Origin of the sequence: Streptomyces sp. CWNU-52B (assembly GCF_047444975.1) — a bacterium.
GTDB lineage: Bacteria > Actinomycetota > Actinomycetes > Streptomycetales > Streptomycetaceae > Streptomyces.
In genome coordinates, this window is record NZ_JBLFJV010000019.1 from 188,403 (window position 1) to 213,084 (window position 24,682).

Genomic DNA, 24,682 nt, shown 5'->3' on the forward strand with positions numbered 1-24,682 from the left:
GCCTGTCCTTTCGGTTCGGTGGATTCGTGCCGGTCCGGGTGAGGTCGGCGTGCTCAACGGGGCTCGCCGGCCGGTCCGGTGGTGGTGCGTGCGGTTCTGGTGCGGGGGGCGGTGGGCTTCGGGGCGGGCCGCGTCGCCGGGGTCGGCTGGGCCTCGGCGGCCGCCTCGACGAGTTCGCCGATCCGGCTGCCGGAACGGCGCCCTTCGAGGTGCAGCCGGCCGACGTTCGTCCGGTCACCGGCCAGCAGCGTCAGCACGACGGAGGGTCCCGCCGCGTAGGTCGCCACATAGCCGTGCTCGCCGCGCATCAGCAGCTCACGGAAGTCGCCCCGGCCGGTCGCGTCCGCCATGCGCAGGGCGACCCCCAGTGCGGCGGCGGTGAGGGCGGCCAGCCCCTCCGGTTCCACGCCCGGCGTGTCCTGGGCCAGCACCAGCCCGTCGACGCTGGCCGCGAGCGCACCCGTCAACTGGGGTATCCGGGCCCGCAACCGGTGCAGTTCGTCGAGGACCTCGGCCTCCGCCGCCATCAGTTGTCTCCTCTCGGCACGCTGTCGGAGCGCGCGGATCACAAGTCCTCCAATGCGTCTCTGAGCCGGCGCAGCAGGGCCACGTCGGGATCCGCCGACGCCCGCGCGGCCTGCGCCGCCTGCGCGGTCACCGTGCGGACGGCTGTCTCCGGTGCCCGGGATCCGGCCGTCCGCGCGTGGGTCGTCACGAAGCCGGCAGCCGCCAGCCTGCGGACGTCGACCAGGGTGTGGAACCCCGGCCGGCCCAGGACCTGCGAGATGTCCGAGGCCGTCCGCTCCCCGTCCACCTGGTCGAGCACGGTGCGCTGCCGTGGGGGAAGAGCCGCGTCGACGGCGTGGCCGACGGTCCGGACGATCTCCGCGGTGTCCGTGTCCTGGTCCGGCCAGATGCGTTGCAGCAGCGCGCGACGCCGCAGCGTCTCGCGCTCCACCGCGTCCACCGTCACCGGCCGTACGGGGCCGATCCAGTGCGCGACCCCGTAGCGGAACCGCGCCGGGCCGCTGCTCGCGCCGAGTGTGAAGAACGCGGCGTCGTACAGCGCCCCCAGATGGCACAGCTCCAGGGCGCCGGCGGTCAGTCGACCGCTGTCGACCAGGAACCGTCCGACGCGGCGCTCGGCCCCCGCCTCCGAGACCGCCTCCCACCAGCCCTCGAAACCCAGGGCGCCACGGCTGGTGAGCAGCACGTCGAGCCCGGGTGTCGCGGGGCTCTCGGCGTGCACCACCTGGCCCTCGACCAGATACAGGACCCCCCGGTCCCGCGTCAGGACGCCGGTGGCGCGCTCCTCCGCGAGCCGGCTGAGCATGGGGCTGAGTACGGGCGCGGAAGGCACCCCGGTCCGCGGGTCACCGGACCCGGACCCGGACCCGGACCCGGCCCCGGCCCCGGCCCCGGGCGAGCCGCGGCCTGGTGGCTCGTGGCCTGGCGGCTCGTGGTCCGGTCTTCCCAGCCCCGGCAGAGGACGCGCCTCCATCGTGGTCACCCCACCACCAGCCGCTCGGCCATCTCGCCCAGGCGGATACGGGCCAGTGCGAGATTGCCCTCCGAACGCCCCAGCCACAGATGCAGGAACACACTGCTGTCGAAGGTCGTCCGGACGAACCGCAGGACGTGATAGCTGTCCCTGTTGCTGACGATGAGGTCTTCCACCGGCGGTTGCCCGCCGGACCAGTCGGCTCCTTCCTCGGGTGCGAACGCCTTGTGTTCCGCGGCGAGCCGGGCGAGTTCCGCCGCCTCGGCCGCGGTGGCCTCGTGATCGCCGTTCGGTGAGTCGCCGACCGTGCCCAGAGCCAGTCCGCTGGTCCAGTCGACCACCGAGGCTCCCCGGGCTCCGGGCAGCCGCATGGCCTCCAGCAGGCACTCGTCGATTCCGGGCACGGTGCTCCCCCTCCCGCCCGTCGGTTCAGCTGAGTGACGCCGAAGCTACGCACCGTGTGCGGTGCGGGTGAGGGATCTGGCATTTTCCTGTGGAACATGCCAGCGGCTGGCTAGTGTGGGTCGATTGTCGTGCCGATAATCAGACCTTCCACTCTAAAGGTGCGGGTGGGTGCGCGTAGGGGCGTATGCGCTCAGAGTGTGTCGGTCAGCGCATCCGCGTGCGCCCCTCCCGACTCCGCCACGATCTCGTCGAGCGTCTGCGCCGTGCGGACCACCGCGAACCGCACGCCGCCCGCCCCGTCCGGCCCGAAGCCGTGCACGGCGGGCCGCGCGAGCGAGTTGTACCCGTAGTGGTGCGCGAAGTAGTACGCCCCGGTGTCCAGCGCGGCCGCGTAGTCGCCCTGTTCCAGCAGCGGCATCGACCGGCCCTCCGCGAGCAGGTCGCCCGCGAAGCAGGCGGGCCCCGCCACGTCCTGCACCACCTCCGGCCCCGCCTTCGGCCGCCCCTCGGCGTCGTACGCGGCCACCCTCAACGGCCAGGACTGCGGCGCGTACACCGTGCGGGCCGCCACCTGCACACCCGCGTGCGTCACCGCGATCGCCCGGCCGCCCGCCGACTTCGCGTACTCGACCCGCGCCAGTACGACCCCGTGCTTGGCGAGCAGCGACCGCCCGAACTCCGTGACGATCCCGTACCGCCCGTCGAGGAGCCCCGGCACGGTCGACGCCAGCAGGCGCGCGTACCGCGCGTACGTGGGGGTGTGGGCGTCCGAGCCGAAGTTCACCGGCAGGCCGCCGCCGATGTCGAGCGTGTCGATCTGGCGCCGCCCGGCCCGCGCGTTGATCTCCTCCGCCAGTTCGTACACCTCGGCCACCCCGCGCGCCATCAGCTCCAGCGGCACCCCCTGCGAACCGGAGTGCGTGTGCAGCCTGGTGAGCCACGGCCGGTCCAGGTACGCCCGCACGACCCACTCGCGCGCCCCCTCGTCCCGCAGCGCGACCCCGAACTTCGAGGTCGCCGTCGCCGTGGACAGCGCGCCGATCGAACCCCCGCCGACCTGTGGGTTCACCCGCAGGCCCAGGGGCGAGCGGGTCGACGCCGACCGGACCAGGGCGTCGACGCGGGCCAGCTCCTGGGGGTTGTCCGCGTTGACCGCGATGCCCAGCGCGAGCGCCTCGCGCAGCTCCGAGGGGGTCTTCGCGGGCGAGTCGAGGACCGTACGGGCCGGCGGCACCCCGGCCGCGCGGGTGAGGGCCAGCTCGCCCGGACTCGCGACCTCCATGCCGATCCCCGCCCGGTGCAGCAGCCGCAGCACCGGTACGAGCGGGGCCGCCTTCACCGCGAACGCGTGCAGCACGGGCGTACCCGGCGCCGTCACCGCGTCGAACGCCGCCCGCAGGGCCGCCGCGGAGGCCCGTATGCCGGTGACGTCGAGGAGTCCGACGATGGGGGTGGCGGGCCCCACGAGCCCCTGCTCCACGGCCGCGCGCACGGCGGCGTCGCGCCGAGCGGCCCCGTCCACGCCCGGGTCCGAGCTCAGGTCCGAACCCGTGTCCGCGTCCGTCCCGGGGCCCGCCCCGCGGTCCGTCGCCGCCGCGAAGACCCTCGTCTCCGCTTCCCCGGCCGCCCGCCGGCCCGGCCCCGTCCCTGTCTCCGTGCCCGGTGTCCCGACGGTGATCCCCTCCGGATCTTCGCCCGGCCGGTCGCCTGTCGCGTCCATGTCCCCTGCGCCTGTGTATGCAGCCATACATCCAGCCAAACACCCGTGCCGCGCGCGCGGTCACCCGAGGGGGTATTGACTAGGTCTATTCAGGAGATCAGGATGTGAATACCCGCTGCATGAACGGCATCGCCCGGAGTACTCACCGCAGTGCTCGCCCGCCAGTCGCCAGGAGGCAGACCATGTCAGGACCCCGCCCCGTCCGAGCACCGCGCGGTACGGAACTGAGCGCCCTGGGATGGCAGCAGGAAGCCGCTCTGCGGATGCTGCAGAACAACCTCGACCCCGAGGTCGCCGAGCACCCCGACCAGCTCGTCGTCTACGGCGGCACCGGCAAGGCCGCCCGCGACTGGCGCTCCTTCGACGCCATGGTCCGTACGCTGCGGACGCTGAAGCAGGACGAGACGATGCTGGTCCAGTCCGGCCGGCCCGTCGGTGTCATGCAGACCCACGAGTGGGCGCCGCGCGTCCTCATCGCCAACTCCAACCTGGTGGGGGACTGGGCGAACTGGGAGGAGTTCCGGCGCCTCGAAGCCCTCGGCCTGACCATGTACGGGCAGATGACGGCCGGTTCGTGGATCTACATCGGCACGCAGGGCATCCTCCAGGGCACCTACGAGACCTTCTCCGCCGTCGCCGCGAAGAAGTTCGGCGGGACGCTCGCCGGGACCATCACCCTGACGGCCGGGCTCGGCGGCATGGGCGGCGCCCAGCCGCTCGCCGTGACGATGAACGACGGCGTCGTGATCTGTATCGACGTCGACCCGCGCGCCATCGAGCGCCGCATCGAACACCGGTACCTGGACGTACGCGCCGCCTCCCTGGAGCACGCCCTCCAGCTCGCCGTCGAGGCCCGTGACGCCCGCCGCCCGCTCTCCATCGGCCTGCTCGGCAACGCCGCCGAGCTGCTGCCCCGGATGCTCGCCGAGGGCGCGCCCATCGACATCGTGACCGACCAGACCTCGGCCCACGACCCGCTGGCCTACCTGCCCGTGGGCGTCGACCTCGACGACATGGCCTCGTACGCCGCCAAGGACCCGGCCGGTTTCACCACCCGGGCCCGTGAGTCCATGGCACGGCACGTGGAGGCCATGGTGGGCTTCATGGACGCCGGCGCCGAGGTCTTCGACTACGGCAACTCCATCCGGGGCGAGGCTCAACTCGCCGGATACGAGCGGGCGTTCGCCTTCCCCGGCTTCGTGCCCGCCTACATCAGGCCGCTGTTCTCCGAGGGCAGGGGGCCCTTCCGCTGGGCCGCGCTGTCCGGTGAGGCGTCCGACATCGCCAAGACCGACAAGGCGATCCTCGACCTCTTCCCCGAAGGCGACTCCGTCCAGAACGCGTCCCTCCACCGCTGGATCAAGCTGGCCGGTGAGCGGGTGCACTTCCAGGGGCTGCCCGCGCGGATCTGCTGGCTCGGCTACGGAGAGCGGGACAAGGCGGGCGAGCGCTTCAACGACATGGTCGCCTCGGGCGAGCTGGCGGCGCCCCTGGCCATCGGCCGTGACCACCTCGACTGCGGCTCCGTCGCCTCCCCGTACCGCGAGACCGAGGCCATGCTCGACGGCTCGGACGCGATCGCCGACTGGCCTTTGCTGAACGCGATGGTGAACGTGGCCTCCGGTGCGTCCTGGGTGTCCATCCACCACGGCGGCGGTGTGGGCATGGGGCGCTCCATCCATGCCGGGCAGGTGACGGTGGCCGACGGTACGGAGCTGGCGGGCGAGAAGATCCGGCGGGTGCTGACGAACGACCCCGGGATGGGCGTCATCCGGCATGTCGACGCCGGGTACGACATCGCGGAGTCCGTCGCCGACGAGCGTGGTGTGCGCATTCCCATGCGGGAGGGCGAGTGAGCCTGCCGGCCGGTGGGCGCCGGGATTCTTCCCCCACCCCGCCCCTTCCCGAAACCGGGGGCGCTGCCCCCGGACCCCGCTGGGGGCTCCGCCCCCAGACCCCCGATCGGCCTGAACGGCCTCGTCCTCAAACGCCGGACGGGCTGAAACCTTCAGAGGCTCCCTCCTTTCTTGAGATGTGGGGGCAGTTGGAGGCCATCGGGCGGCACCCCGGCTCCGGTGGCTACCGGCGGTTCGCCTGGACCGGGGCCGACACCGACTGCCGGGAGTGGTTCCGCGAGCAGGCCGAGGCGCGCGGGCTCGTCCACGAGCTGGACCGGAACGGGAACCAGTGGGCCTGGCTCGGCGACCCCGGTGCGGGGGACGCCGTCGTCACCGGGTCGCACCTCGACTCCGTGCCCGACGGCGGCGCCTTCGACGGACCCCTCGGCGTCGTCTCGTCCTTCGCCGCGCTGGACGAACTGCGCGGCAGGAACGCGCGGTTCACCAAACCCTTCGCCATCGTGAACTTCGGTGACGAGGAGGGTGCCCGCTTCGGGCTGGCCTGTGTGGGCTCACGGCTCACCGCCGGGGAACTCACCGTCGAACAGGCACACCGGCTCACCGACGCCGACGGGATCACCCTCCCGCAGGCCATGGAGGCCGCGGGACACGACCCGGACGCCATCGGGGCCGACCCCGAGCGCCTGGCCCGGATCGGCGCGTTCGTCGAACTGCACGTCGAGCAGGGCCGGGCCCTCGACCTGACCGGTGACCCGGTCGGCGTCGCCAGCGCCATCTGGCCGCACGGGCGGTGGCGGTTCGACTTCCAGGGCGAGGCCAACCACGCCGGCACCACCCGCCTGGTGGACCGCCGCGACCCGATGCTGTCGTACGCGGAGACCGTGCTCGCGGCCCGGCGCGAGGCACAGCTCGCGGGCGCCGTGGCCACCTTCGGCAAGATCTCGGTCGAACCGAACGGCGTCAACGCCATCCCCTCCCTCGTACGCGGCTGGCTCGACTCCCGCGCCGCCGACCAGGCGACCCTCGACACGGTGGTCCTCGGCATCGAGAAGGCCGCCCGTGAGTACGCCGAGGCGCACGGCGTCCACCTCGACGTCGTCCGGGAGTCGTTCACCCCGGTCGTCGAGTTCGAGCACGCGCTGCGGGACGAGATCGTCCGCGTCCTCGGGGAGCGGAACGGCGCCGAGGGGAAGGGCACGGGCACGGAGGGGAAGCGCACGGATCTGCGGGTGCCCGTCCTGGGGACCGGGGCGGGACACGACGCCGGGATCCTCTCCGGTTCGATCCCGACCGCCATGCTGTTCGTACGCAACCCCACGGGCGTCTCGCACTCGCCGGCCGAGGACGCCGCCGAGGACGACTGCGTGGCCGGGGTGACCGCACTCGCCGACGTACTGGAAGGGCTGGCCTGCAAGTGAACGCCCGCGGCACGACGTACTGGCTGGAGCACGCCTGGCTCGACTCCTACGTGGAGCCGGGCGTGGCGCTCGACGTGGGCGCGGACGGACGGATCGCCGCCGTCCGCACGGGCGTCGAGGGCCCGCCGCCCGGAGCGGAGATCCTGCGCGGCCTGACCGTCCCCGGCCTCGCCAACACCCACAGCCACGCCTTCCACCGGGCCCTGCGCGGCACCGTCCAGGTCGGCTCCGGCACCTTCTGGACCTGGCGCGAGATCATGTACTCCGTCGCGGACCGGCTGACCCCGGAGACGTACCACGCGCTGGCCCGCGCGGTGTACGCCGAGATGGCGCTCGCCGGTGTCACGGCCGTCGGGGAGTTCCACTACGTGCACCACGCGCCGGGCGGCGTCCCGTACGCCGACCCGAACGCCATGGGTGAGGCGCTCGTCGAGGCCGCCGCGGCGGCCGGCATCCGCATCACGCTCCTCGACACCGCCTACCTGGCCGCCGGGCTGCTCGACGCGCGCAGGGGGCAGCCCCCGAACCGGCACCAGCTCCGCTTCTCCGACGGCACCGCGGAGGCCTGGGCCACACGCTGTTCAGTTCTCAAGGACCGGGATCACGCGCGGATCGGGGCCGCCGTCCACTCCGTACGGGCCGTGCCCGCGGGGCAGTTGGCGACGGTGGCGCGGTGGGCCGACGAGCGGCGGGCCCCGCTCCATGTGCACCTGTCCGAGCAGCCGGCGGAGAACGACGCCTGCCTGGCGGTCCACGGCCGTACGCCCACGCGGCTGCTCGCCGACCACGGGGTGCTGGGCCCGCGCACCACGGGCGTGCACAACACCCACCTCACCGACGAGGACGTCGCGCTGCTGGGCGGCTCCGGGACCGGCACCTGTATGTGCCCGACCACCGAGCGCGACCTCGCCGACGGCATCGGACCGGCCGTCGCCCTCCAGAAGGCCGGCTCCCCGCTGTCGCTCGGCTCCGACAGCCACGCCGTCGTCGACCTGCTCGGCGAAGCGCGCGCGATGGAGCTGAACGAGCGCCTGCGCAGTCGCACCCGGGGCCACTGGACGGCGGCGGCGCTCCTGCGAGCCGTCTCCACGGACGGCCACGCGGCCCTCGGGTGGGCCGACGCGGGCAGCCTCGAAGCGGGCGCGCTCGCCGACTTCACGACGGTCGCGCTCGACTCGGTCAGAACAGCGGGGACGCTGCCGCGGCTCGGCGCCGAGACGGCGGTATTCGCCGCGACAGCGGCGGACGTGCGCCACACGGTCGTGGGTGGCCGGCACATCGTGCGGGACGGGGCGCACACGCTCGTCCCGGACGTGCCACGGGCCCTCGCGGACGCGATCGAAGCGCTGCGCGCCTGAAACCGGGCCTTGGCGCCGACTCCGGCCCAGCCCCGGCCCCAGGCCCGGTTCCGGGCCAAGCCCCTGTGACCCCCGTCGCCCAGATCCCTCCCGAGGACGCCATGAGCAGTACGACCACCCTCATCACCAACATCGCCAGTCTGGTCACCAACGACCCCTCCCTCGGTGACACGTCGCCTCTCGGTCTGATCCAGGACGCGGCCGTCGTCATCGACGGCGACCGCATCGCGTGGACCGGTGATTCAAGAAAAGCACCCGCCACTGACAATCGGGTCGACGCCGGTGGCCGCGCGGTGATCCCCGGCTTCGTCGACTCCCACTCGCACCTCGTCTTCGCGGGCGACCGCACGCAGGAGTTCAACGCCCGGATGTCCGGCCGGGCCTACAGCGCAGGCGGCATCCGGACGACCGTCGCGGCCACCCGGGCGGCGAGCGACGAGGAGCTGGAACGCAACCTCACCCACTACCTCGCCGAGGCCCTGCGCCAGGGCACGACCACGTTCGAGACCAAGTCGGGCTACGGGTTGACGGTGGAGGACGAGGCACGGGCGCTGCGCATCGCCGCCGCGCACACCGACGAGGTCACCTACCTCGGCGCGCACATCGTCTCGCCGGACCACGCGGACGACCCCGCCGCGTACGTCGCGCTCGTCACCGGCGAGATGCTGGACGCGTGTGCCCCGTACGCCCGTTGGATCGACGTCTTCTGCGAGAAGGGCGCCTTCGACGGGGACCAGGCCCGCGCGATCCTCGCGGCGGGCAAGGCGAAGGGCCTGCACCCGCGCATCCACGCCAACCAGCTCTCCTACGGCCCCGGCGTGCGGCTCGCGGTGGAGCTGGACGCGGCCAGCGCGGACCACTGCACGCACCTGACGGACGCGGACGTGGACGCGCTCGCGAGCGGTGCGACGGTGGCGACGCTGCTGCCGGGGGCGGAGTTCTCCACGCGTGCCGAGTGGCCGGACGCGCGCCGGCTCCTCGACGCGGGCGTCACGGTCGCCCTGTCGACGGACTGCAACCCGGGCTCGTCCTTCACGTCGTCCGTGCCGTTCTGCATCGCGTTGGCGGTACGGGACATGGGGATGACCCCGGACGAGGCGGTGTGGTCGGCCACGGCGGGCGGGGCGGCGGCCCTGCGCCGCGAGGACGTGGGCCGCGTGGCGCCTGGCGCGTACGCCGACCTGGCGTTCCTGGACGCCCCGAGCCACGTGCACCTGGCGTACCGGCCGGGGGTGCCGCTGGTGCGGGAGGTGTGGCGGCGGGGCGTGCGCGTGTGATCAGGCGGTTGAGCGGACCACGCCGGCCTTGACTCCGCGTATGAGGTGGGCCAGCGGGGTGGGGGTGGTGGTGAGTTCGGTGGTGGGGGTGTCGCTCTCGCGGAGGTGGAGGGTGGTGGGGGTGGCGGCGAGTTCGACGCAGGTGTTGCCTTCGCCGCCGTCGGAGAACGTGGACTTCTGCCAGTGCAGGGTGTGGCTCATGGGGTGCCTCACCGCTTCCTTGTCAGACGGTTGCACGGAACAGGCCCGACTTCACCCCGCGTATGAGATGAGCCAACGGGGCGGCAGCCATCGTGAGTTCAGTAGACGGGGCGTCACTCTCGCGGAGGCGGAAGTGGTCTGCGTGGGTGGCGAGTTCGACGCAGGTGTTGCCGTCGCCACCGCCCGAGAACGTGGACTTTTGCCAGCGCAGTGCATGCTTCATGTGCGGCTCACAACTCCTTGGTCATACGGTGGATGAAGTCCCGTGACGCCATGGGTTCCAGCGACATCTCCTCAACTTTACGGAAGAGCGTACGGAGCTGTTTCAGCTGTGCTTCTGCATCAATGAACATGGTGCCGGTGGGGAAATCTCGGAGGGCGGTGTCCAGCTGGGGCAGCGGACCGCCCAGATGCATCATTGAGGCGTCGGCCCCGGCGAAACCGTCCTGGTCGGTCGGGATGACGCGGACGGTGACATGGCCCTGCTCGATCTTGTCGAGGATCTGCTGGAGTTGTGCGCGGGACGCCTGGCGGTCGGCCACACGGATGCGCAGGGCGAACTCGTGTATCAGCGTCTCGTACGGCGTGGGGCTGTCGCCCTCGATGGCGACGCGCCGTCTCATCCGGTGTTCCACCCGGGGGGTCAGCTTGTTTTCGGGCAGACCTGGGACCATGTACGTGTAGACCGCGCGAGCGTAGTCGGCTGTCTGTAGAAGTCCCGGTACATGCGTGATCACCACCTCGCGGAGGAACGTCGCGTGGTGCTCGACCTCGGCGACGTCTGCGAACACCGGAGGCAGCAAGCCTCGGTATTCCTCCCACCAACCTCGTGTGCGGTCGGTCGCCATCGTGGTGAGGGCTTCGATCAACGCCTCGTCCGTACAGGCGTAGTGGGCTGCCAGCCGCCGTACGCGTTCGGCGCTCACGCCTGCGACGCCGGACTCGATCTGGCTCATCTGGACCGCGTCGGCCCCCAGCAGCGCGGCGGCCTCCCGGGCCTTCATGCCCGTCGCCTCGCGTAGTTTGCGCAGTTCAGCGCCCAGTCGCAGCCTGCGGGCCGTGAGATGCCTCTTCGGCGGCAACCGGTACCTCCTCGGTTCAACTTCCCTGCGTACGTACCTCTTTCGAGGGCAGAATACGCCAGCCGCTTGCGAGTTCCTAATGTTAGGAAATACCGTCGGTGACGCAATGAACACGCTGCGGAAGCGCGCCGCTCCGTCCTGCCATGACGGCTCAGTCAATGCCACCGCCAGTTGCTCACCGACCAACCCCCTCACACCGCTGGAGCTGCCGCATGCCCGAAAACGAAGCCGAACCCTGGGAGTACTCCCTCTCCATCCCCAACGACCCCCGCGCCGTCACGGTCTGCCGCCGCACCATCCGGCTGATCCTCACCATGCACGGCCTGATCCACCTCGCGGACACCGCCGAACTCCTCGCCGCCGAGCTGGTCGCCAACGCCGTACTGCACACCAAGGGGCCCGCGACCCTCCGGGTCCGTTGGGCGGCGGGCGTTCTGCAGGTCGGCGCGTGGGACGCGGACCCTGAACCGCCCGAGCCGCCGGGGGAGTTGGACGCCCTCGCCGACGCCGAGGGCGGCAGAGGTCTCGCCCTGGTCCGCGCGTGCTCCGACGCCTGGGGCTGGCAGCCGCTGTTCAGATCCGGCAACCGAGGCAAGTACGTGTGGTGTGACCTGGCCGCCGTCTGACTCGTTGATCACACCGCACAGAAAGGAGAGCCGATGGTCGGCTCGTCACACGAGGCCCTGCACCGGATCTTCCAGAAGGATCCCGCACTACTGACCCGAGCCCTGCAGAGCGTCTTACGCATCCCCTTCCCCGAGCCCCACGACTTCGCCGCGATGAACGTGGACCTCACCGAGATCGAACCGATCGAGCGACGCGTGGACACGCTGCTGCGGGCGGAGACCGACGAGGGGGCCTACCTCCTGGTCGTCGAGTCGCAGGGAAAGCCGGACGAGAGGAAGCGCGGCAGCTGGCCGTACTACCTCAGCTACCTGTACGAGAAGTACCGCTGTGAACCGGTGCTCATCGTCACCACCCAGAGCAGCGCCACGGCTCGCTGGGCGTCGCAGCCGATCCATCTGGGGGTACGGGGCTGCCCTTCGCTGACGGTGCGGCCGTTCGTCCTGGGGCCGGACAACGTGCCGGTGATCACGGACGCGCAGGAGGCCGCAGAGGACGTACCCCTTGCGGTGCTCTCGGCGATGACACATGGCAAGGGGCCCCGGACCGCGCCCATACTGGAGTCGCTGGCTACCGCCCTGCGGACCATCGACGCGGACAGTGCCGCGGTCTTCGTGCAGTTCGTCGACTCGTGCCTGGAAGACCCCCAGGCCCGGCAGATGTGGAGGGACCTGATGACGGCGATCCAGTACTTCTGGCGTCACCCGCTTGCCGAGCAGGTGCGTGAGGAAGGCCGTGAGGAGGGTCGGGCCCAAGAGAGGGCGGAGAGCGTTCTGCGTAATTTGCGGTGGCGGGGCATTGATGTGCCGGATGCCGTTCGCGAGCGCGTTCTTTCCTCGACTGACATGGACGAGCTCGGCGCCTTGCTGGAGCGCTCCTACCAGGTCAGTGACGCGGGGGAGCTGTTCGTCGAGGGGGCTTGAGGCGTGCGGCCCCGCGTGGGGTGGGCAAACGCGTGGGGCCGAACCGGAGTGTCCGGCTCGGCCCCACGTGGGTGATCGCGTACGTCGTGCGGTGGAGGTGTCACTCCTCGACCGTCAGCCCCCTGCGCAGACGCACCAGCGTTCGCGACAGCAGGCGGGACACGTGCATCTGGGAGATGCCCAGCTCGTCGCCGATCTCCGACTGGGTCAGGTTCGCGACGAAGCGCAGCGACAGGATCTGCCGGTCGCGCTGCGGAAGTTCAGCGATCAGCGGCTTCAACGACTCGATGTACTCGATGCCTTCGAGTCCATGGTCCTCGTAGCCGATACGGTCCGCCAGCGCGCCCTCGGAGTCGTCCTCCTCGGGCTGGGCGTCCAGCGAACTGGCCGTGTAGGCGTTGGACGCGGCCATCCCCTCGACGACCTCGTCGTTTGACAGCCCCAGACGCTCCGCCAGCTCTCCCACCGTCGGAGCGCGGTCCAGCTGCTGTGCGAGTTCGTCGCCGGCCTTGGCCAGGTCGAGGCGGAGTTCCTGGAGCCTGCGCGGTACACGCACCGACCATGACGTGTCACGGAAGAAGCGCTTGATCTCGCCGACGATGGTCGGCATCGCGAAGGTCGGGAACTCGACGCCACGGCTGAGCTCGAAGCGGTCGATCGCCTTGATCAGGCCGATCGTGCCGACCTGGATGATGTCCTCCATCGGCTCACTGCGCGAGCGGAACCGGGATGCGGCGAACTTCACCAGGGCGAGGTTGAGCTCGACCAGGGTGTTGCGGACGTACGAGTACTCGGTGGTCCCTTCCTCCAGGGACTCGAGCCGCTCGAAGAGGGTCTTGGACAGCGCCCGTGCGTCCATCGGACCCACCTCGGCGAAGGGCGGGATCTCCGGAAGCCCGGCGAGGCCGGCATTTTCGTCGGCGGACTCGTCTTCTTCCAGTCGCTCCAGAGGGCGTGTCGACGTCGCCCTCTGGGCCTGCGATTCGTCGAGCCGGGGTGACATGATGTCCTCCATCGTTCTCGGCATATGGCTGCCGATGCCAATACGTGCACTGCGGTGTGCGGCGCCTCCAAAGCCGGCCGTGTCGAAAACTGTCCCTACTAGCCCTACCCGCTTTTGTGACTCCCTTGCAAGTGAGCTTTGCGGTGAAATGTCCAATTCTTGGGGGTTGTTCGGGTGTCAGAGTGTGCAGAGAAGGCGTAGGGTTCGAGGGCGTCAATCAGCTATCACAACGGTCGGAAGAGAGAGACTTCATGGACCGCGGGACGGTCGGCAGCGCACAGTCGGGCCGGCTTCTGGTCGAGGTGCGTGAAGAGGGCACCAGTGCCGTCGTCACCCCGGCGGGTGAGTTGGATCACCACACGGCAGATCTGCTGCGCGAACCGGTCGAGGACTGCCTCGACCGCGGGTTCGCGCGTCTCGTCGTGGACTGTTCACAACTGGAGTTCTGCGACTCCACCGGACTGAACGTCCTGCTCGGAGCCCGATTGAGGGCCGAGGCGGCGGGTGGCGGCGTCCATCTGGCGGGAATGCTGCCGGTGGTGGCCAGGGTGTTCGAGATCACCGGCGCGGAGGCCGTCTTCACCGTGCACGAGTCGCTCGAGGCGGCCCTGCGTGACGAGGGCGACCAGGGTGGCAGTGGGAGTGGCGGCACGGGCGGCGGCGCGAGTGCGGCCGACGACTCCGCGGCCGCGGAGGGCGAAGGCGGCGTGCCCGGCGCGGGCCGGTCCGCGGTCGATCCGGGGTGACCGGGTGCCCCGTGAGGCGGTCCTGCGGCAAAGTTATGATCAGGTTGCCTCTGTGTGATCTGTGCGTTACCAGGGTCACAGCATTCGTACCGAACAAGTGAGTGTTCCGACGGTTCGGTCGGGCAGAAGACATCCTGAATATGTCAATCGACCGAGCGGCGGGCACGCGGCGGTACGGACGGCTCCTTGATCCCGAGCGTCCCGGACTTTCCGGTGTGCCGAGGGCGCTGAGCGTGCCGAGTGTGCTGGGAACTGAGTCTTGAATCGTGAACTGGTGAATCGGTGAGGTGAAGCGCTGATGAGCACCACCCGGCCTTACCCGCCGGGCGACCGCGGCCCGGAACCGGGCGACGGCGGCGCTTCCGGGGCGTCTCCAGGCGGTACGCCCGTCGGGCGTCGGGCCCGTCGGCTGAACTTCGACGGGGCGAGCGGCGTCGTCCCCCTCGCCCGTGACTTCGCCCGGCAGGCGCTGTACGAGTGGGGCTGGCTGCCCGCGGACACCGCCGACCGGCGGGCCGCCGCGGAGGATGTCCTGCTCGTCGTCTCCGAGCTCGTCACCAATGCCTGTCTGCATGCCGAGGGCCCGGACGAGCTCTTGATCTCCAGTGACAAGAAGGTGCTCCGGGTCGAGGTCTCCGACCGGGGTACGGGGGAGCCGGCGCCGCGGACTCCGCACCGGGCCGGGCGGCCCGGTGGGCATGGGATGTTCATCGTGCAGCGGTTGTGCCTGGACTGGGGTGTGACGCGTACGGCGGGGGTTGCGGGGAAGACGGTGTGGGCTGAGCTGGGAGCCCCCGCGTAGGCGCTCCGCTGGGTTTGGCGGGGTTTTGGGTGTCCGGTGTCGTCTTGTCGTGCCCCGCCTGGCGCCCTGGGGTGGTGGCGGGTTGTTCGTCGCTGCGGGTGCGTCGTGGCTTGGTGCGCAGTTCCCCGCGCCCCTGGGCGGTTTGGCTCGTGCCTGGTTGTTCCCCTTCGGGGGCGGCTGCGCGAGGTTGTGGTCTGGGCGCGGGTGTGTTGTGGCTTGGCGCGCAGTTCCTCGCGCCCCTGGGCGGTTTGGCTCGTGCCTGGTTGTTCCCCTTTGGGGGTGGGCGGTTTCTTGTCTCCCCGATTGCTTTCCTTTCCGGTTGTCCGAGGTTGGCGTGTGTTTTGTCTTCCCTCGTTGAGGTCCCGGGCGTACCTTGACGGCCGATCTGATGTGCCGTCAGGAATGAGGGGACCGTGTCATACCGGACGTACCAGAAACGAACCGCCGCGCTCGCGTCCGTCGCGGCCCTGGCCGGCTCGGCGGTGCTGATGGCCGCCCCCGCAGCCCGGGCCGATGTGGTGGACGTCAACTACCAGTGCAAGACCCCGATCGGGGACAAGTCGGCCGTCTCGCCCATCGACATCAAGGGCGTCAAGAGCGGCAGTGGCTACAAGCTCACGATGACCTTCGAGAAGGGCGTCTCGTCCAGCCCGGTGGAACTGGGCAAGGGCGCGATGAACCCGAGCGCGGTCATCAAGCTCGGCGGTGCCGACAGCGGCACCGTGTCCGTCAAGGGTCCCTCCAACCCGGAGGCGATCCCCGCCAACACCCCCATCAAAATCACCGACCTGACCGGGACGTACACCCCGAAGAAGACCGGCAAGGTCACCTTCACCGCGGGCGTGCTGACCATCGGTGCCCTCGGTACGACGACCACGTGCACCCCCGGCAACAGCCCGAAGCCCTCGCTGACCCTGGACGTCACGGCGGCGGCCGGCGGCGGTGCCACCGGGTCCGGTGCCGGATCCTCCTCGCAGGACGCTCCGGCGGGCGGTGAGGAGCTGCCGCAGACCGGCCCCGAGGACTCCGCGATCGCGCTCGGGACGCTCGGCGGCACCGTGCTGCTGGCCGGCGCGGCGGGCGTGCTGTGGCTGACCCGGCGGAACCAGGCCCGCGGCTGACCGCCGGTCCGACCGGCCTGTATGCCTGACCGACCCGTCCGTGTTGTTCCCGTCGGAGCCGCCGATGCCGTTCGTCGTACGTGCCCGCTGCCTCGCCCCCGTGACCTCCATGACCTCCATGACCTTCGTGGCCTGCGCGATCGTGCTCGGTGCCGCGCCGGTCTCCGTGGCCGACGGGGACTGGTCCGTCGTGCCGTCGGCCGGCGGGCGCGACGGACGGCCGTACTTCTACGCGGAGGGCGCCCCCGGCACGGTCCTGGAGGACACGGTGTCGGTGCGGAACCCGGGCGGGAAGCCGCTGACGGTACGGCTGCGGGGCGCCGACGCGGACAACGGCGGCGACGGCGCTCTCTCCGTACGGGCTAAGGCGAAGGACACCGGAGCCTGGATCACCTTCGCCGAGCGGACGGTACGCGTGCCGGCGCGCACTCGCGCGGAGGTGCCCTTCACCGTGAGCGTCCCGGCGGGCACCACGCCGGGCGACCACCCCGGCGCGATCCTCGCGAGCTCCGGAGGCCGGACCGCGGCCGTACGGGTCCATCTGCGGGTCGGTGGACCGACGCTCTCGGCGCTCACGGTCGAGCACGTGAAGGTCCACGACGGCCATATCTCCTACGAGTTGGTCAACCGCGGCACCACCGTGCTGACCCCGCGGCTCGCCGTGCACGCCGAGGGTCTGTTCGGCGAGGTGCTCGACCGGGCCCCGCGCACCCTCCCCGTCGAACTGCTCCCCGGCCGTCGCGTCCGGCTCGACGAACCCTGGCCCGACCCGCCCGCCCTCGACGGCGTCGACGTCGGACTGACGGTCACGGCCGAGGGCGGGGCCCGTGCCGAGGCGGGCACGCGCGCGTGGTTCGTGTCGTGGGAGGCCGTCGTGGCGGGTGCGCTGTCCGGGCTCGCGGTGTGCGTGGGCGGCGCCCACCGGTTCGTACGACGTCGGCGGCGGCCGCCCCGGTCGGACCGGGCCGCCGAACAGCCTCGGGCCGCCGAACACCCGCGTACGGAAGTCGAGTCGACGGGAGCGGTGACGTGAGCGGTGACGTGAGCGGTGACGTGGGCCTTGATGTGAGCGGCACAGCCCGCGGGATGCGTCGGAGTCTTCCCGGTCCGGCGGTGGTGGCCGCGGCGGTGGTGCTGGCGCTCGCGTTCGTCCTCTTCCCGCGGGTGGGGGCCGCCACCCCCGCCTCCGCGGCTGGGAAGCCGGTCGTGAAACTGTCCAAGTCCCAGGCCGGGACGGGCGGTTCGATCACCGTGAGCGGTACCGGGTGGCGGGCGAACGCCCTGCTGATGATGCTCGTCTGCGGTCAGTCCTCGACCGACCGCGGTGTGATCGGCGGCACCAACTCCTGCGCCAACGCCGACGGCCGCGCCGTCACCACCGACGCGAAAGGCCGGTTCAGCAAGAAGCTGCCGGTCGCCGAACCGCCCAAGCCGTGCCCCTGCGTGGTGCATGTCGCGACGGTCACCGGGGCGAAGGCCGAGGCCGACGCCCCGTTCCTGGTCGCGGGACACGAGGTCGAGCCGCTGCCGAAGCAGGACAGCGGCGGGCGGCTCTCGGTACTCACCGACACCCGGCTCGACGGGTCCAGCGGTCTGCTCACCTGGTTCGGCGCGCCGCCGTCCCGCAAGCTCGTCTTCACCGTCGGCAACGTCGGAACGGCCGCCGTGAAGAACCCGGTCTTCCAAGTCGGCACCTCGCACGGCGTGTTCGCCCCGCAGTGGGAGGAGCAGCAGTGGCGCGGCACCATCGGCCCCGGCAAGAAGGCACGGATCAGCCTGCCGGTGGAGCTGACGTCCGGAGCGCACGGCGACTACACGGTCTCCCTGAAGTCCGGCGGCAAGGTGCTCGCCGAACAGCCGTGGGGGGTGGGGCGGCCCTGGGGCGTGACGGTCTTCTGGATCCTCGTCTGTGTCGTCGTGCCGGGCGCGCTGTTCCGGATCGGGATGGCCGTGGTGGACCGGATGCGGCCACGTGGCTCCTCGGCCCGTGGCGGGCGGGGTGGCCGGTCCGCGCGTCCCGCACGCCCGGCGCGCCCGGCGCGCCCGGCGCGCCCGGCACGTCCCGCCCGGGGCGCGCACGGTGTGCGGCGCGGCGGTCTGCGGCTGCCCGAAGTCACCCTGCGGATGCCGAAGTTGAGCGTCCTGACGGCGTCCAAGGAGTCCGACACCGGTACTACGCGTACCAGCGCACCCGGCCGTACGAACAACTCGGCCCTGCCCTGGTTCACCCCGGACACCGATCCGGGGGGCACCGAGGCCGACCAGCTCTCCGCACCGCACGAGAACACTTCGACGACCCCCACCAGGAAGGGAAACACGTGAGTACGCAACGGAGAGTCCGGCCCAGGACGGAAGGGCCCGTCGGGGTCCGGCGGAGAGCGAGCGCGGCCGGGGTCGCGATGATGCTCGGCGGTGCGGGAGTCCTGCTGGGGGTGGCGGCGGCGCCGGCCCAGGCCGCCGAGGTGTCCTACGCGACCGACTGCGTACCGCCCGCGGTCTCCGGGCTGCCGACGGTCAAGGGCACCACGAAGGTGGAGGTCACCGCGCCCGCCACCGCGAAGGTCGGTGACGAGGTCGAGGTGGTGTGGAAGTTCGCGCAGGCCGCGTCCAAGAACCCGGACCTCATCGATCTGCCCGCCGACTCCGTCCAGCCGTCCGGCACCCTCAAGGCGGCCGGCGCGCAGGCCGCGTCCGTCGCCGTGCAGGGGGCGCGCGAGAACCCGGCGATCCCCAAGGGCGGGGCGATGGTCCTGTCCGACATGAAGGGCAAGCTGAAACTGACGACGGCGGGCGAGGTGACGCTGACGCCCGACGCGTACGCCATCAACGTCATGTCGACGGACACGAAGTGCGCGCCGTCGGAGACGGTGCAGCCCGCGGCGACCATCAAGGTCACGGCGGGGGACGGGGATCCGCCGCCCGGGTCCCCCGATCCGACCGATCCGACCGATCCGGGCGACCCCGACGATCCTGGTGGTACGCCGACCCCGACCGAGGGCGCGAGCGACACCGGGGGCACCGGTGGCGGTGACGGTCAGACCGACTTCACCGGCAAGGCGGTCGACATCCCGTACGCGTGCAAGACACCGATCGGCGACAAGGACGCGACCTCGCCCGTACAGATCAACGCCAAGAAGGACGGCGGGAGTTACGACCTCACCGTCCAGTTCAAGGGGTCCGTGATGGACAGCCCCGCCGACATTCCGGCGGACTCGGTCAAGCCGTCGATGGAGGTCGTGCTGGGCGGGGCCGACGAGGGCACGGTCGCCGTGGAGGGGCCGACCAACGACGAGGCGATCAAGTCGGGGGATCCCATGGTGATCTCCGACATGACGGGTACGTACAAGCCGGGGGCGGACGGGGAGTCGACGCTGTCGCCGGGGGTGCTGACGGTGAAGGCGCTCGGTACGACGACGACGTGTACGCCGACCAAGTCCGCGGTGTCGTTGACGTTGGACACGTCGGCGCAGCCGGGGGGTGCGGCCGGTGGGAGCGGTTCTGCGGGTGGCTCCGCCGTCGGTGCCGGGGCGGTGGGGGGCGGTGACTCCGGGGGTGGGCTGGCGGCCACCGGGGCCGATGACGGTGGGGGGTTGCGGGCGCTCGGGTTGGTTGCCGGGACGGCGATTCTGTTGGGTGGGGCCGTGTTCACGTTCCTCCCACGGGGTGCTTGGCAGCGGGCCTCGCGGAGGGTGTCGTAGGGGTTTGTGTCGTCGGGTGGGGCTGCGGGGCCGTTGTGGCTGGTCGCGCAGTTCCCCGCGCCCCTAAAGGATTGCGCAGTTCCCCGCGCCCCTGAAAAGCCGAAAGATTGCGCAGTTCCCCGCGCCCCTAAAGCCGTTCCCCGCGCCGCCCAGAAGGAATTGCGCCGTTCCCCGCGCCCTTGAAAAGCCGAAAGATTGCGCCGTTCCCCGCGCCCCCAAAGTCGGTGCCCGCGCCCCCCGACCCGGGCACCGCGAGTGCTAGTTGATGTCTGCCATCAGGGTGTTGACCTTTTTGCGGTACATGTAGATCGCGATGCCCGCGATCAGTGCGAGGGTGGCTTCCAGGGTGACGACGGCCTTGCCGTTCAGGTCCACGCCCGCGATGGAGAGCAGGCCCGTTGTGGCGTCGCCCGCTGTGACCGCGAGGAACCAGACGCCCATCATCTGGGAGGCGTACTTCGCCGGGGCCATCTTCGTCGTGACGGACAGGCCCACCGGGGAGACGGTCAGTTCGCCGACGGTCTGGACGAAGTAGATGGCTACCAGCCACATCGCCGCGGCCTTGTGTCCGCCCTCGGCGATCGACAGCGGGGCCAGGAAGAGGAAGAACGAGGCGCCGACCAGGACCAGACCCGACGAGAACTTCACGATCGTGCTCGGCTCCCGGCCGGCCCGGTTCAGCGCCAGCCACGCCCAGGCGAAGACCGGGGCGAGCGCCATGATCATGACCGGGTTGACCGACTGGTACCAGGAGACCGGGAACTCCCAGCCGAAGACGCTGTTCTCGGCCGACGACTCGGCGAAGATCGACAGCGTGGAGCCGCCCTGGTCGTAGATCATCCAGAAGACGGCCGCGGCGACGAAGAACCAGATGTACGCGGACATCTTCGACTGCTCGACCCGGTCGAGGGTCTTGTCGCGCTTGATGCGGGCGATGACCCAGACCGGGATGACCAGGCCGATGAGCGTGAGCGGGACCAGGATCCAGTTCAGCGTGTAGTGGCCGGAGAAGCCGACGACGCCGTAGAAGACCACGGCGACGGCCAGCCACAGCAGGCCCTTGCGCAGGGTCGCGGCCTTCTCCTTGGCGGACATCGGCGTCGGGACGACGTCGGAGCGCGCGTCGAGGTGACGGCGGCCCATCAGGAACTGCGCCAGCCCCAGCGCCATGCCGAGCGCGGCGAGCGCGAAGCCCAGGTGCCAGTCGACGTTCTCGCCGATGGTGCCGATCACCAGCGGAGCGGCGAACGCGCCCACGTTGATGCCGATGTAGAAGACGGTGAAACCGCCGTCGCGGCGCGGGTCGTCCGTGCCCCGGTACAGGTGGCCGACCATCGTCGAGATGTTGGCCTTCAGCAGGCCCGAGCCGATCGCGACGAGGCCGAGGCCCGCGTAGAAGGTGCCGGCCGAGGGCAGCGCCAGCGTCAGGTGGCCGAGCATGATGACCAGTCCGGCGACCGCGACGGTCTTGCGGGGGCCGAGCACCCGGTCCGCGAACCAGCCGCCGGGCAGGGTCAGCAGGTACACGAGCGACAGGTACACCGAGTAGATCGCGGTCGCCGCGGTGGCGCTCAGGTGCAGACCGCCGGGGGCGACCAGGTAGAGCGGGAGCAGTGCCCGCATGCCGTAGTAGGAGAACCTCTCCCACATCTCGGTCATGAAGAGTGTGGCCAGTCCGCGGGGGTGGCCGAAGAAGCTCTTCCCGGAATCGGAACCAGTGCTTCCAGGGGAGGCCGAGTTCTTCGTCAGGCTGGGCGCCATGGTCGTTCCTTGCTGGTCGGGACGCCCGCACATGAAAAAGACCTTCAGCACGAAGCTCGCCAAAGGTCCCTGTACGGCGCTACAGACGTCTGGACACCATAAGGCCATGTGCCATGTCAATGCCGCATATGACATGACTTGAGATATGGATCACAGGTGTGGATGGATATATGTTTATGAATCCAAGGCTGTTCATGGATTTACGACCTCAACCCCAGGCTCGCACGGGCTGAGCGGTCTCCGGTCCTCGCGTATGTCGATCACCCTCACTGCGCTGGTCCACAGCGGACTACCATCACTTCATGACCCGAGTACTGCTCGCCGAGGACGACGCGTCCATCTCGGAACCCCTGGCTCGCGCCCTGCGCCGCGAGGGGTACGAGGTTGAGGTACGCGAGGACGGACCCACCGCGCTCGACGCCGGCATCCAGGGCGGTATCGACATGGTCGTGCTCGACCTCGGGCTGCCCGGAATGGACGGCCTGGAAGTGGCCCGGCGCTTGCGCGCCGAGGGCCAGACCGTGCCGATCCTCATCCTGACCGCGCGCGCCGACGAGGTGGACACGGTCGTCGGGCTGGACGCGGGCGCCGACGACTACGTCACCAAGCCGTTCCGCCTCGCCGAACTGCTGGCCCGGGTCCGGGCCCTGCTGCGGCGCGGCGCGGCCGAGCCCCAGCAGCCGCCCGCCACGCACGGGGTGCGCATCGACGTCGAGTCGCACCGGGCGTGGATGGGCGACGAGGAGCTCCAGCTGACGGCCAAGGAGTTCGATCTGCTCCGGGTGCTCGTCCGGGACGCCGGCCGGGTCGTCACCCGCGACCAGTTGATGCGCGAGGTCTGGGACACCACCTGGTGGTCGTCCACCAAGACCCTCGACATGCACATCTCGTGGCTGCGGAAGAAGCTGGGCGACGACGCCGCGAACCCGCGGTACATCGCGACGGTACGAGGGGTCGGTTTCCGCTTCGAGAAGAGTTGAGCCCGTTGCTGTCGGGCCGCGCCTCCTCGCCGTGATGGTGTCGGCGGGTGCGCGGCCGCGGGCCGTGTGTGGCTGGTCGCGCAGTTCCCCGCGTCCCTGACGGGGCTCGGGTCCAGCCCTGATCGTCAGTTGCCCGGAGGGTCCTGTGCGTCGCCGACTCATCAATTCCACGCTGGCCGTCGTCCTGGTCGTGATCGCCGTGTTCGGGGTCTCGCTCGTCATCGTCGAGACCCGCACGATCAGCAACAGCGCCCAGGAGCGGGTGGACTCCGAGGCGGTGCGGCTCGTGAGCATCGTCGACAGCCGCATCCTCGGCGACGAGCAGATCAACGCGGGCGTCCTCACCGACCAGGTCACGGGTGAGCGGTTCGCGCGCATCGAGATCCCCGGCCGCGAGGCGATCCACATCGGCAGCGAACCCGTCGGTGACGTCATCACCTCCACCCGCAAGGGCGAGGAGGGCGAGACGGTCACGGTGGAGGAGGCGCGCTCCGCGGTCACCCGTGAGGTCGGCCGTACGCTCCTGATCATCGCCGCGGTGGCCCTGCTCGCGGTGATCGCCGCCGTGCTCCTCGCGGTGCGCCAGGCCAACCGGCTCACCTCCCCGCTGACCGACCTCGCGGAGACCGCGGAGCGGCTCGGCTCGGGGGATCCGCGCCCGCGCCACAAGCGGTACGGGGTTCCGGAGCTGGACCGGGTCGCGGACGTGCTGGACAGCTCGGCCGAGCGGATCGCCCGCATGCTGACGGCCGAGCGGCGCCTCGCGGCCGACGCCTCGCACCAGCTGCGTACACCGCTGACCGCGTTGTCGATGCGGCTGGAGGAGATCACGCTCACCGACGACCCGAGCACGGTGAAGGAGGAGGCGACCATCGCGCTGGGGCAGGTCGAGCGCCTCACCGACGTGGTGGAGCGGCTGCTGACCAACGCCCGCGATCCGCGTACCGGCTCCGCCGTCACCTTCGACCTCGACGAGGTCATCAAGCAGCAGCTCGCGGAGTGGCGCCCCGCCTACCGCAACGCGGGCCGGGCGATCGTCAGCTCGGGCAAGCACGATCTGCAGGCCGTCGGGACGCCCGGGGCGGTGGCCCAGGTCCTTGCCGCGCTGATCGAGAACTCGCTGATGCACGGGGGCGGGACGGTGGCGCTGCGCACGCGGGTCACCGGTAACCAGGCCGTGATCGAGGTCACGGACGAGGGGCCGGGGGTGCCGGCCGATCTGGGGGCGCGGATCTTCGAGCGGGCGATCAGCGGGCGCAACTCGACGGGGATCGGGCTCGCGGTGGCGCGGGATCTGGCCGAGGCGGACGGGGGGCGGCTGGAGATGCTGCAGGCGCAGCCGCCGGTGTTCGGGTTGTTCTTGTCGCGTACGCCGTTGAAGCGGGCGCCGGAGGGCGCGTCCACCGTGCGGTGACCTGGCCGGTGGCTTGGCAGGGGGTGTGGATGCCGGTTGGACGGTGCGGGTCCGTCGGGGCTGGTCGCGCAGTTCCCCGCGCCCCTCAAAGACGAAAGATCGCGCCGTTCCCCGCGCCCCTCAAAGGCGAAAGGGTGAAGGTCAGCGGACTCGTTGGACCTGGCGGAGTGGGGGGTTCTCGTCCAGGTAGGGGGGTGCGGGGGCGTCGGGGGTGTGGTCCGGGGCTACTCGGAAGACCCAGGTGCGGTAGGACCAGAAGCGGAAGAGCGTCGCGATGCCGATGCCGACGAACTTGAAGATGTTCGTCTCCAGCGGGCTGTCGAAGCCCAGGCCGTACGTGGCGGCGTAGAGGAAACCGTTCTCGATGACCAGGCCGACCGCGCTGAAAAGTACGAAAAGCGTCAGTTCCTTGGTCCGGCCACTCTTGTCGCGATCGCGGTACGTGAAGTAGCGGAAACCGATGTAGTTCGAGATGATCGCGACAACCGTGGCGATCACGCTGGCCCGGACGACCTGGAGATCGGTGGTGCTCCGCACCAGGTTGAAGGTGATCAGGTTGACGAGCAGGCCCGCCCCGCCGACCGCCCCGAACTTGGCGATCTCCCTGGTCAGCCGCTCGATCCGGAGACGGACGGCGCCGGCCGGCCTGACGTGAGACCTGCGTGTACCACCTGTGCCCATGGTGTCGGCCGGCCCCCGTCCCGTCGGATACGTCAAGTTCGTCAACCTTCGTCGACCCAGCCATGCTAACCAGCGCTTCCCCCGGGTGCCCGGACCGCACTCGAAGAT

General features: G+C 70.8%; 23 protein-coding genes and 1 pseudogene. 14 read left to right on the forward strand and 10 right to left on the reverse strand.

Going from position 1 to position 24,682, the window contains the following annotated elements:
• Positions 1 to 53 precede the first annotated feature (53 nt).
• The 4 genes from ACLVWQ_RS18700 to ACLVWQ_RS18715 all read right to left on the reverse strand — a co-directional run bounded on the left by ACLVWQ_RS18700 (position 54) and on the right by ACLVWQ_RS18715 (position 3,653).
• Complete coding sequence (locus ACLVWQ_RS18700; RefSeq protein ID WP_414109989.1) at positions 54 to 527, reverse strand: roadblock/LC7 domain-containing protein; 474 nt, start codon at positions 525 to 527, stop codon at positions 54 to 56.
• A 38-nt stretch (positions 528 to 565) separates the two neighbouring features.
• Entirely contained in the window at positions 566 to 1,333 is a 768-nt protein-coding gene (locus ACLVWQ_RS18705) for a transcriptional regulator (protein WP_414109991.1), read from the reverse strand.
• 173 nt (positions 1,334 to 1,506) lie between these two features.
• Entirely contained in the window at positions 1,507 to 1,905 is a 399-nt protein-coding gene (locus ACLVWQ_RS18710) for a hypothetical protein (RefSeq protein ID WP_307131876.1), read from the reverse strand.
• A 191-nt stretch (positions 1,906 to 2,096) separates the two neighbouring features.
• On the reverse strand, positions 2,097 to 3,653 hold the full coding sequence (locus tag ACLVWQ_RS18715; RefSeq protein WP_414109993.1) for a diaminopimelate decarboxylase: 1,557 nt from the start codon (positions 3,651 to 3,653) through the stop codon (positions 2,097 to 2,099).
• Between the two features lie 155 nt (positions 3,654 to 3,808).
• Between ACLVWQ_RS18715 and hutU the strand changes: the two genes are divergently transcribed.
• From hutU to hutI, 4 genes are all read left to right on the forward strand, one after another.
• Complete coding sequence (gene hutU, locus ACLVWQ_RS18720) at positions 3,809 to 5,482, forward strand: urocanate hydratase (protein WP_414109994.1); 1,674 nt, start codon at positions 3,809 to 3,811, stop codon at positions 5,480 to 5,482.
• 176 nt (positions 5,483 to 5,658) lie between these two features.
• The gene (locus ACLVWQ_RS18725) at positions 5,659 to 6,903 is read left to right on the forward strand and encodes an allantoate amidohydrolase (RefSeq protein ID WP_414109996.1); all 1,245 of its coding nucleotides are present in this window, start codon (positions 5,659 to 5,661) and stop codon (positions 6,901 to 6,903) included.
• A complete protein-coding gene (locus ACLVWQ_RS18730) occupies positions 6,900 to 8,261 on the forward strand; it encodes a formimidoylglutamate deiminase (RefSeq protein ID WP_414109997.1) in 1,362 nt (453 codons plus the stop codon). Before ACLVWQ_RS18725 ends, ACLVWQ_RS18730 begins: the two co-directional genes overlap by 4 nt.
• A gap of 101 nt (positions 8,262 to 8,362) precedes the next feature.
• Positions 8,363 to 9,538, forward strand: a complete 1,176-nt coding sequence (hutI, locus tag ACLVWQ_RS18735; RefSeq protein ID WP_414109998.1) for an imidazolonepropionase — start codon at positions 8,363 to 8,365, stop codon at positions 9,536 to 9,538.
• On the opposite strand, the gene ACLVWQ_RS18740 is transcribed toward hutI, so the two are convergent.
• From ACLVWQ_RS18740 to ACLVWQ_RS18750, 3 genes are read right to left on the reverse strand one after another with little or no spacing between them, the layout of a single operon-like run.
• Entirely contained in the window at positions 9,539 to 9,739 is a 201-nt protein-coding gene (locus ACLVWQ_RS18740) for a DUF397 domain-containing protein (protein ID WP_414109999.1), read from the reverse strand. It abuts the gene before it with no gap.
• Positions 9,740 to 9,761: 22 nt separating this feature from the next.
• Entirely contained in the window at positions 9,762 to 9,962 is a 201-nt protein-coding gene (locus ACLVWQ_RS18745; protein WP_414110000.1) for a DUF397 domain-containing protein, read from the reverse strand.
• 7 nt (positions 9,963 to 9,969) lie between these two features.
• A complete protein-coding gene (locus tag ACLVWQ_RS18750) occupies positions 9,970 to 10,821 on the reverse strand; it encodes a helix-turn-helix domain-containing protein (protein WP_414110001.1) in 852 nt (283 codons plus the stop codon).
• A 212-nt stretch (positions 10,822 to 11,033) separates the two neighbouring features.
• Between ACLVWQ_RS18750 and ACLVWQ_RS18755 the strand changes: the two genes are divergently transcribed.
• Together ACLVWQ_RS18755 and ACLVWQ_RS18760 are read left to right on the forward strand one after the other, a co-directional pair.
• Positions 11,034 to 11,447, forward strand: coding sequence for an ATP-binding protein (locus ACLVWQ_RS18755; RefSeq protein ID WP_414110003.1), 414 nt, complete (start codon positions 11,034 to 11,036; stop codon positions 11,445 to 11,447).
• 33 nt (positions 11,448 to 11,480) lie between these two features.
• Positions 11,481 to 12,368, forward strand: coding sequence for a hypothetical protein (locus ACLVWQ_RS18760; RefSeq protein ID WP_414110005.1), 888 nt, complete (start codon positions 11,481 to 11,483; stop codon positions 12,366 to 12,368).
• A 100-nt stretch (positions 12,369 to 12,468) separates the two neighbouring features.
• On the opposite strand, the gene ACLVWQ_RS18765 is transcribed toward ACLVWQ_RS18760, so the two are convergent.
• Entirely contained in the window at positions 12,469 to 13,383 is a 915-nt protein-coding gene (locus tag ACLVWQ_RS18765) for an RNA polymerase sigma factor SigF (protein WP_414110006.1), read from the reverse strand.
• Positions 13,384 to 13,622: 239 nt separating this feature from the next.
• Here ACLVWQ_RS18765 and ACLVWQ_RS18770 point away from each other — a divergent pair.
• From ACLVWQ_RS18770 to ACLVWQ_RS18795, 6 genes and pseudogenes are all read left to right on the forward strand, one after another.
• Positions 13,623 to 13,991 (forward strand): annotated as a pseudogene (locus tag ACLVWQ_RS18770) (STAS domain-containing protein); the annotation flags it as partial.
• 424 nt (positions 13,992 to 14,415) lie between these two features.
• Complete coding sequence (locus ACLVWQ_RS18775) at positions 14,416 to 14,919, forward strand: ATP-binding protein (protein ID WP_414110007.1); 504 nt, start codon at positions 14,416 to 14,418, stop codon at positions 14,917 to 14,919.
• Positions 14,920 to 15,332: 413 nt separating this feature from the next.
• The gene (locus ACLVWQ_RS18780) at positions 15,333 to 16,040 is read left to right on the forward strand and encodes an LPXTG cell wall anchor domain-containing protein (protein WP_414110008.1); all 708 of its coding nucleotides are present in this window, start codon (positions 15,333 to 15,335) and stop codon (positions 16,038 to 16,040) included.
• Between the two features lie 64 nt (positions 16,041 to 16,104).
• Positions 16,105 to 17,073 carry a hypothetical protein gene (locus tag ACLVWQ_RS18785; protein ID WP_414110009.1) on the forward strand — a complete coding sequence of 323 codons (969 nt, stop codon included), beginning with the start codon at positions 16,105 to 16,107 and terminating at the stop codon, positions 17,071 to 17,073.
• A 53-nt stretch (positions 17,074 to 17,126) separates the two neighbouring features.
• Positions 17,127 to 18,362, forward strand: coding sequence for a neocarzinostatin apoprotein domain-containing protein (locus tag ACLVWQ_RS18790; protein ID WP_414110383.1), 1,236 nt, complete (start codon positions 17,127 to 17,129; stop codon positions 18,360 to 18,362).
• Between the two features lie 80 nt (positions 18,363 to 18,442).
• Positions 18,443 to 19,738, forward strand: coding sequence for a hypothetical protein (locus tag ACLVWQ_RS18795; protein ID WP_414110385.1), 1,296 nt, complete (start codon positions 18,443 to 18,445; stop codon positions 19,736 to 19,738).
• 258 nt (positions 19,739 to 19,996) lie between these two features.
• On the opposite strand, the gene ACLVWQ_RS18800 is transcribed toward ACLVWQ_RS18795, so the two are convergent.
• Positions 19,997 to 21,499, reverse strand: coding sequence for an oligopeptide:H+ symporter (locus ACLVWQ_RS18800; RefSeq protein ID WP_414110011.1), 1,503 nt, complete (start codon positions 21,497 to 21,499; stop codon positions 19,997 to 19,999).
• Between the two features lie 302 nt (positions 21,500 to 21,801).
• Between ACLVWQ_RS18800 and ACLVWQ_RS18805 the strand changes: the two genes are divergently transcribed.
• Together ACLVWQ_RS18805 and ACLVWQ_RS18810 are read left to right on the forward strand one after the other, a co-directional pair.
• Positions 21,802 to 22,479, forward strand: coding sequence for a response regulator transcription factor (locus tag ACLVWQ_RS18805; RefSeq protein ID WP_414110012.1), 678 nt, complete (start codon positions 21,802 to 21,804; stop codon positions 22,477 to 22,479).
• A 145-nt stretch (positions 22,480 to 22,624) separates the two neighbouring features.
• The gene (locus tag ACLVWQ_RS18810; RefSeq protein WP_414110013.1) at positions 22,625 to 23,893 is read left to right on the forward strand and encodes an ATP-binding protein; all 1,269 of its coding nucleotides are present in this window, start codon (positions 22,625 to 22,627) and stop codon (positions 23,891 to 23,893) included.
• 141 nt (positions 23,894 to 24,034) lie between these two features.
• Here the strand turns inward: ACLVWQ_RS18810 and ACLVWQ_RS18815 are convergent, their stop codons facing one another.
• Positions 24,035 to 24,574 (reverse strand): GtrA family protein, encoded by a 540-nt coding sequence (locus ACLVWQ_RS18815; RefSeq protein WP_414110386.1) that lies wholly within the window; start codon positions 24,572 to 24,574, stop codon positions 24,035 to 24,037.
• Between the last annotated feature and the right edge of the window lie 108 nt (positions 24,575 to 24,682).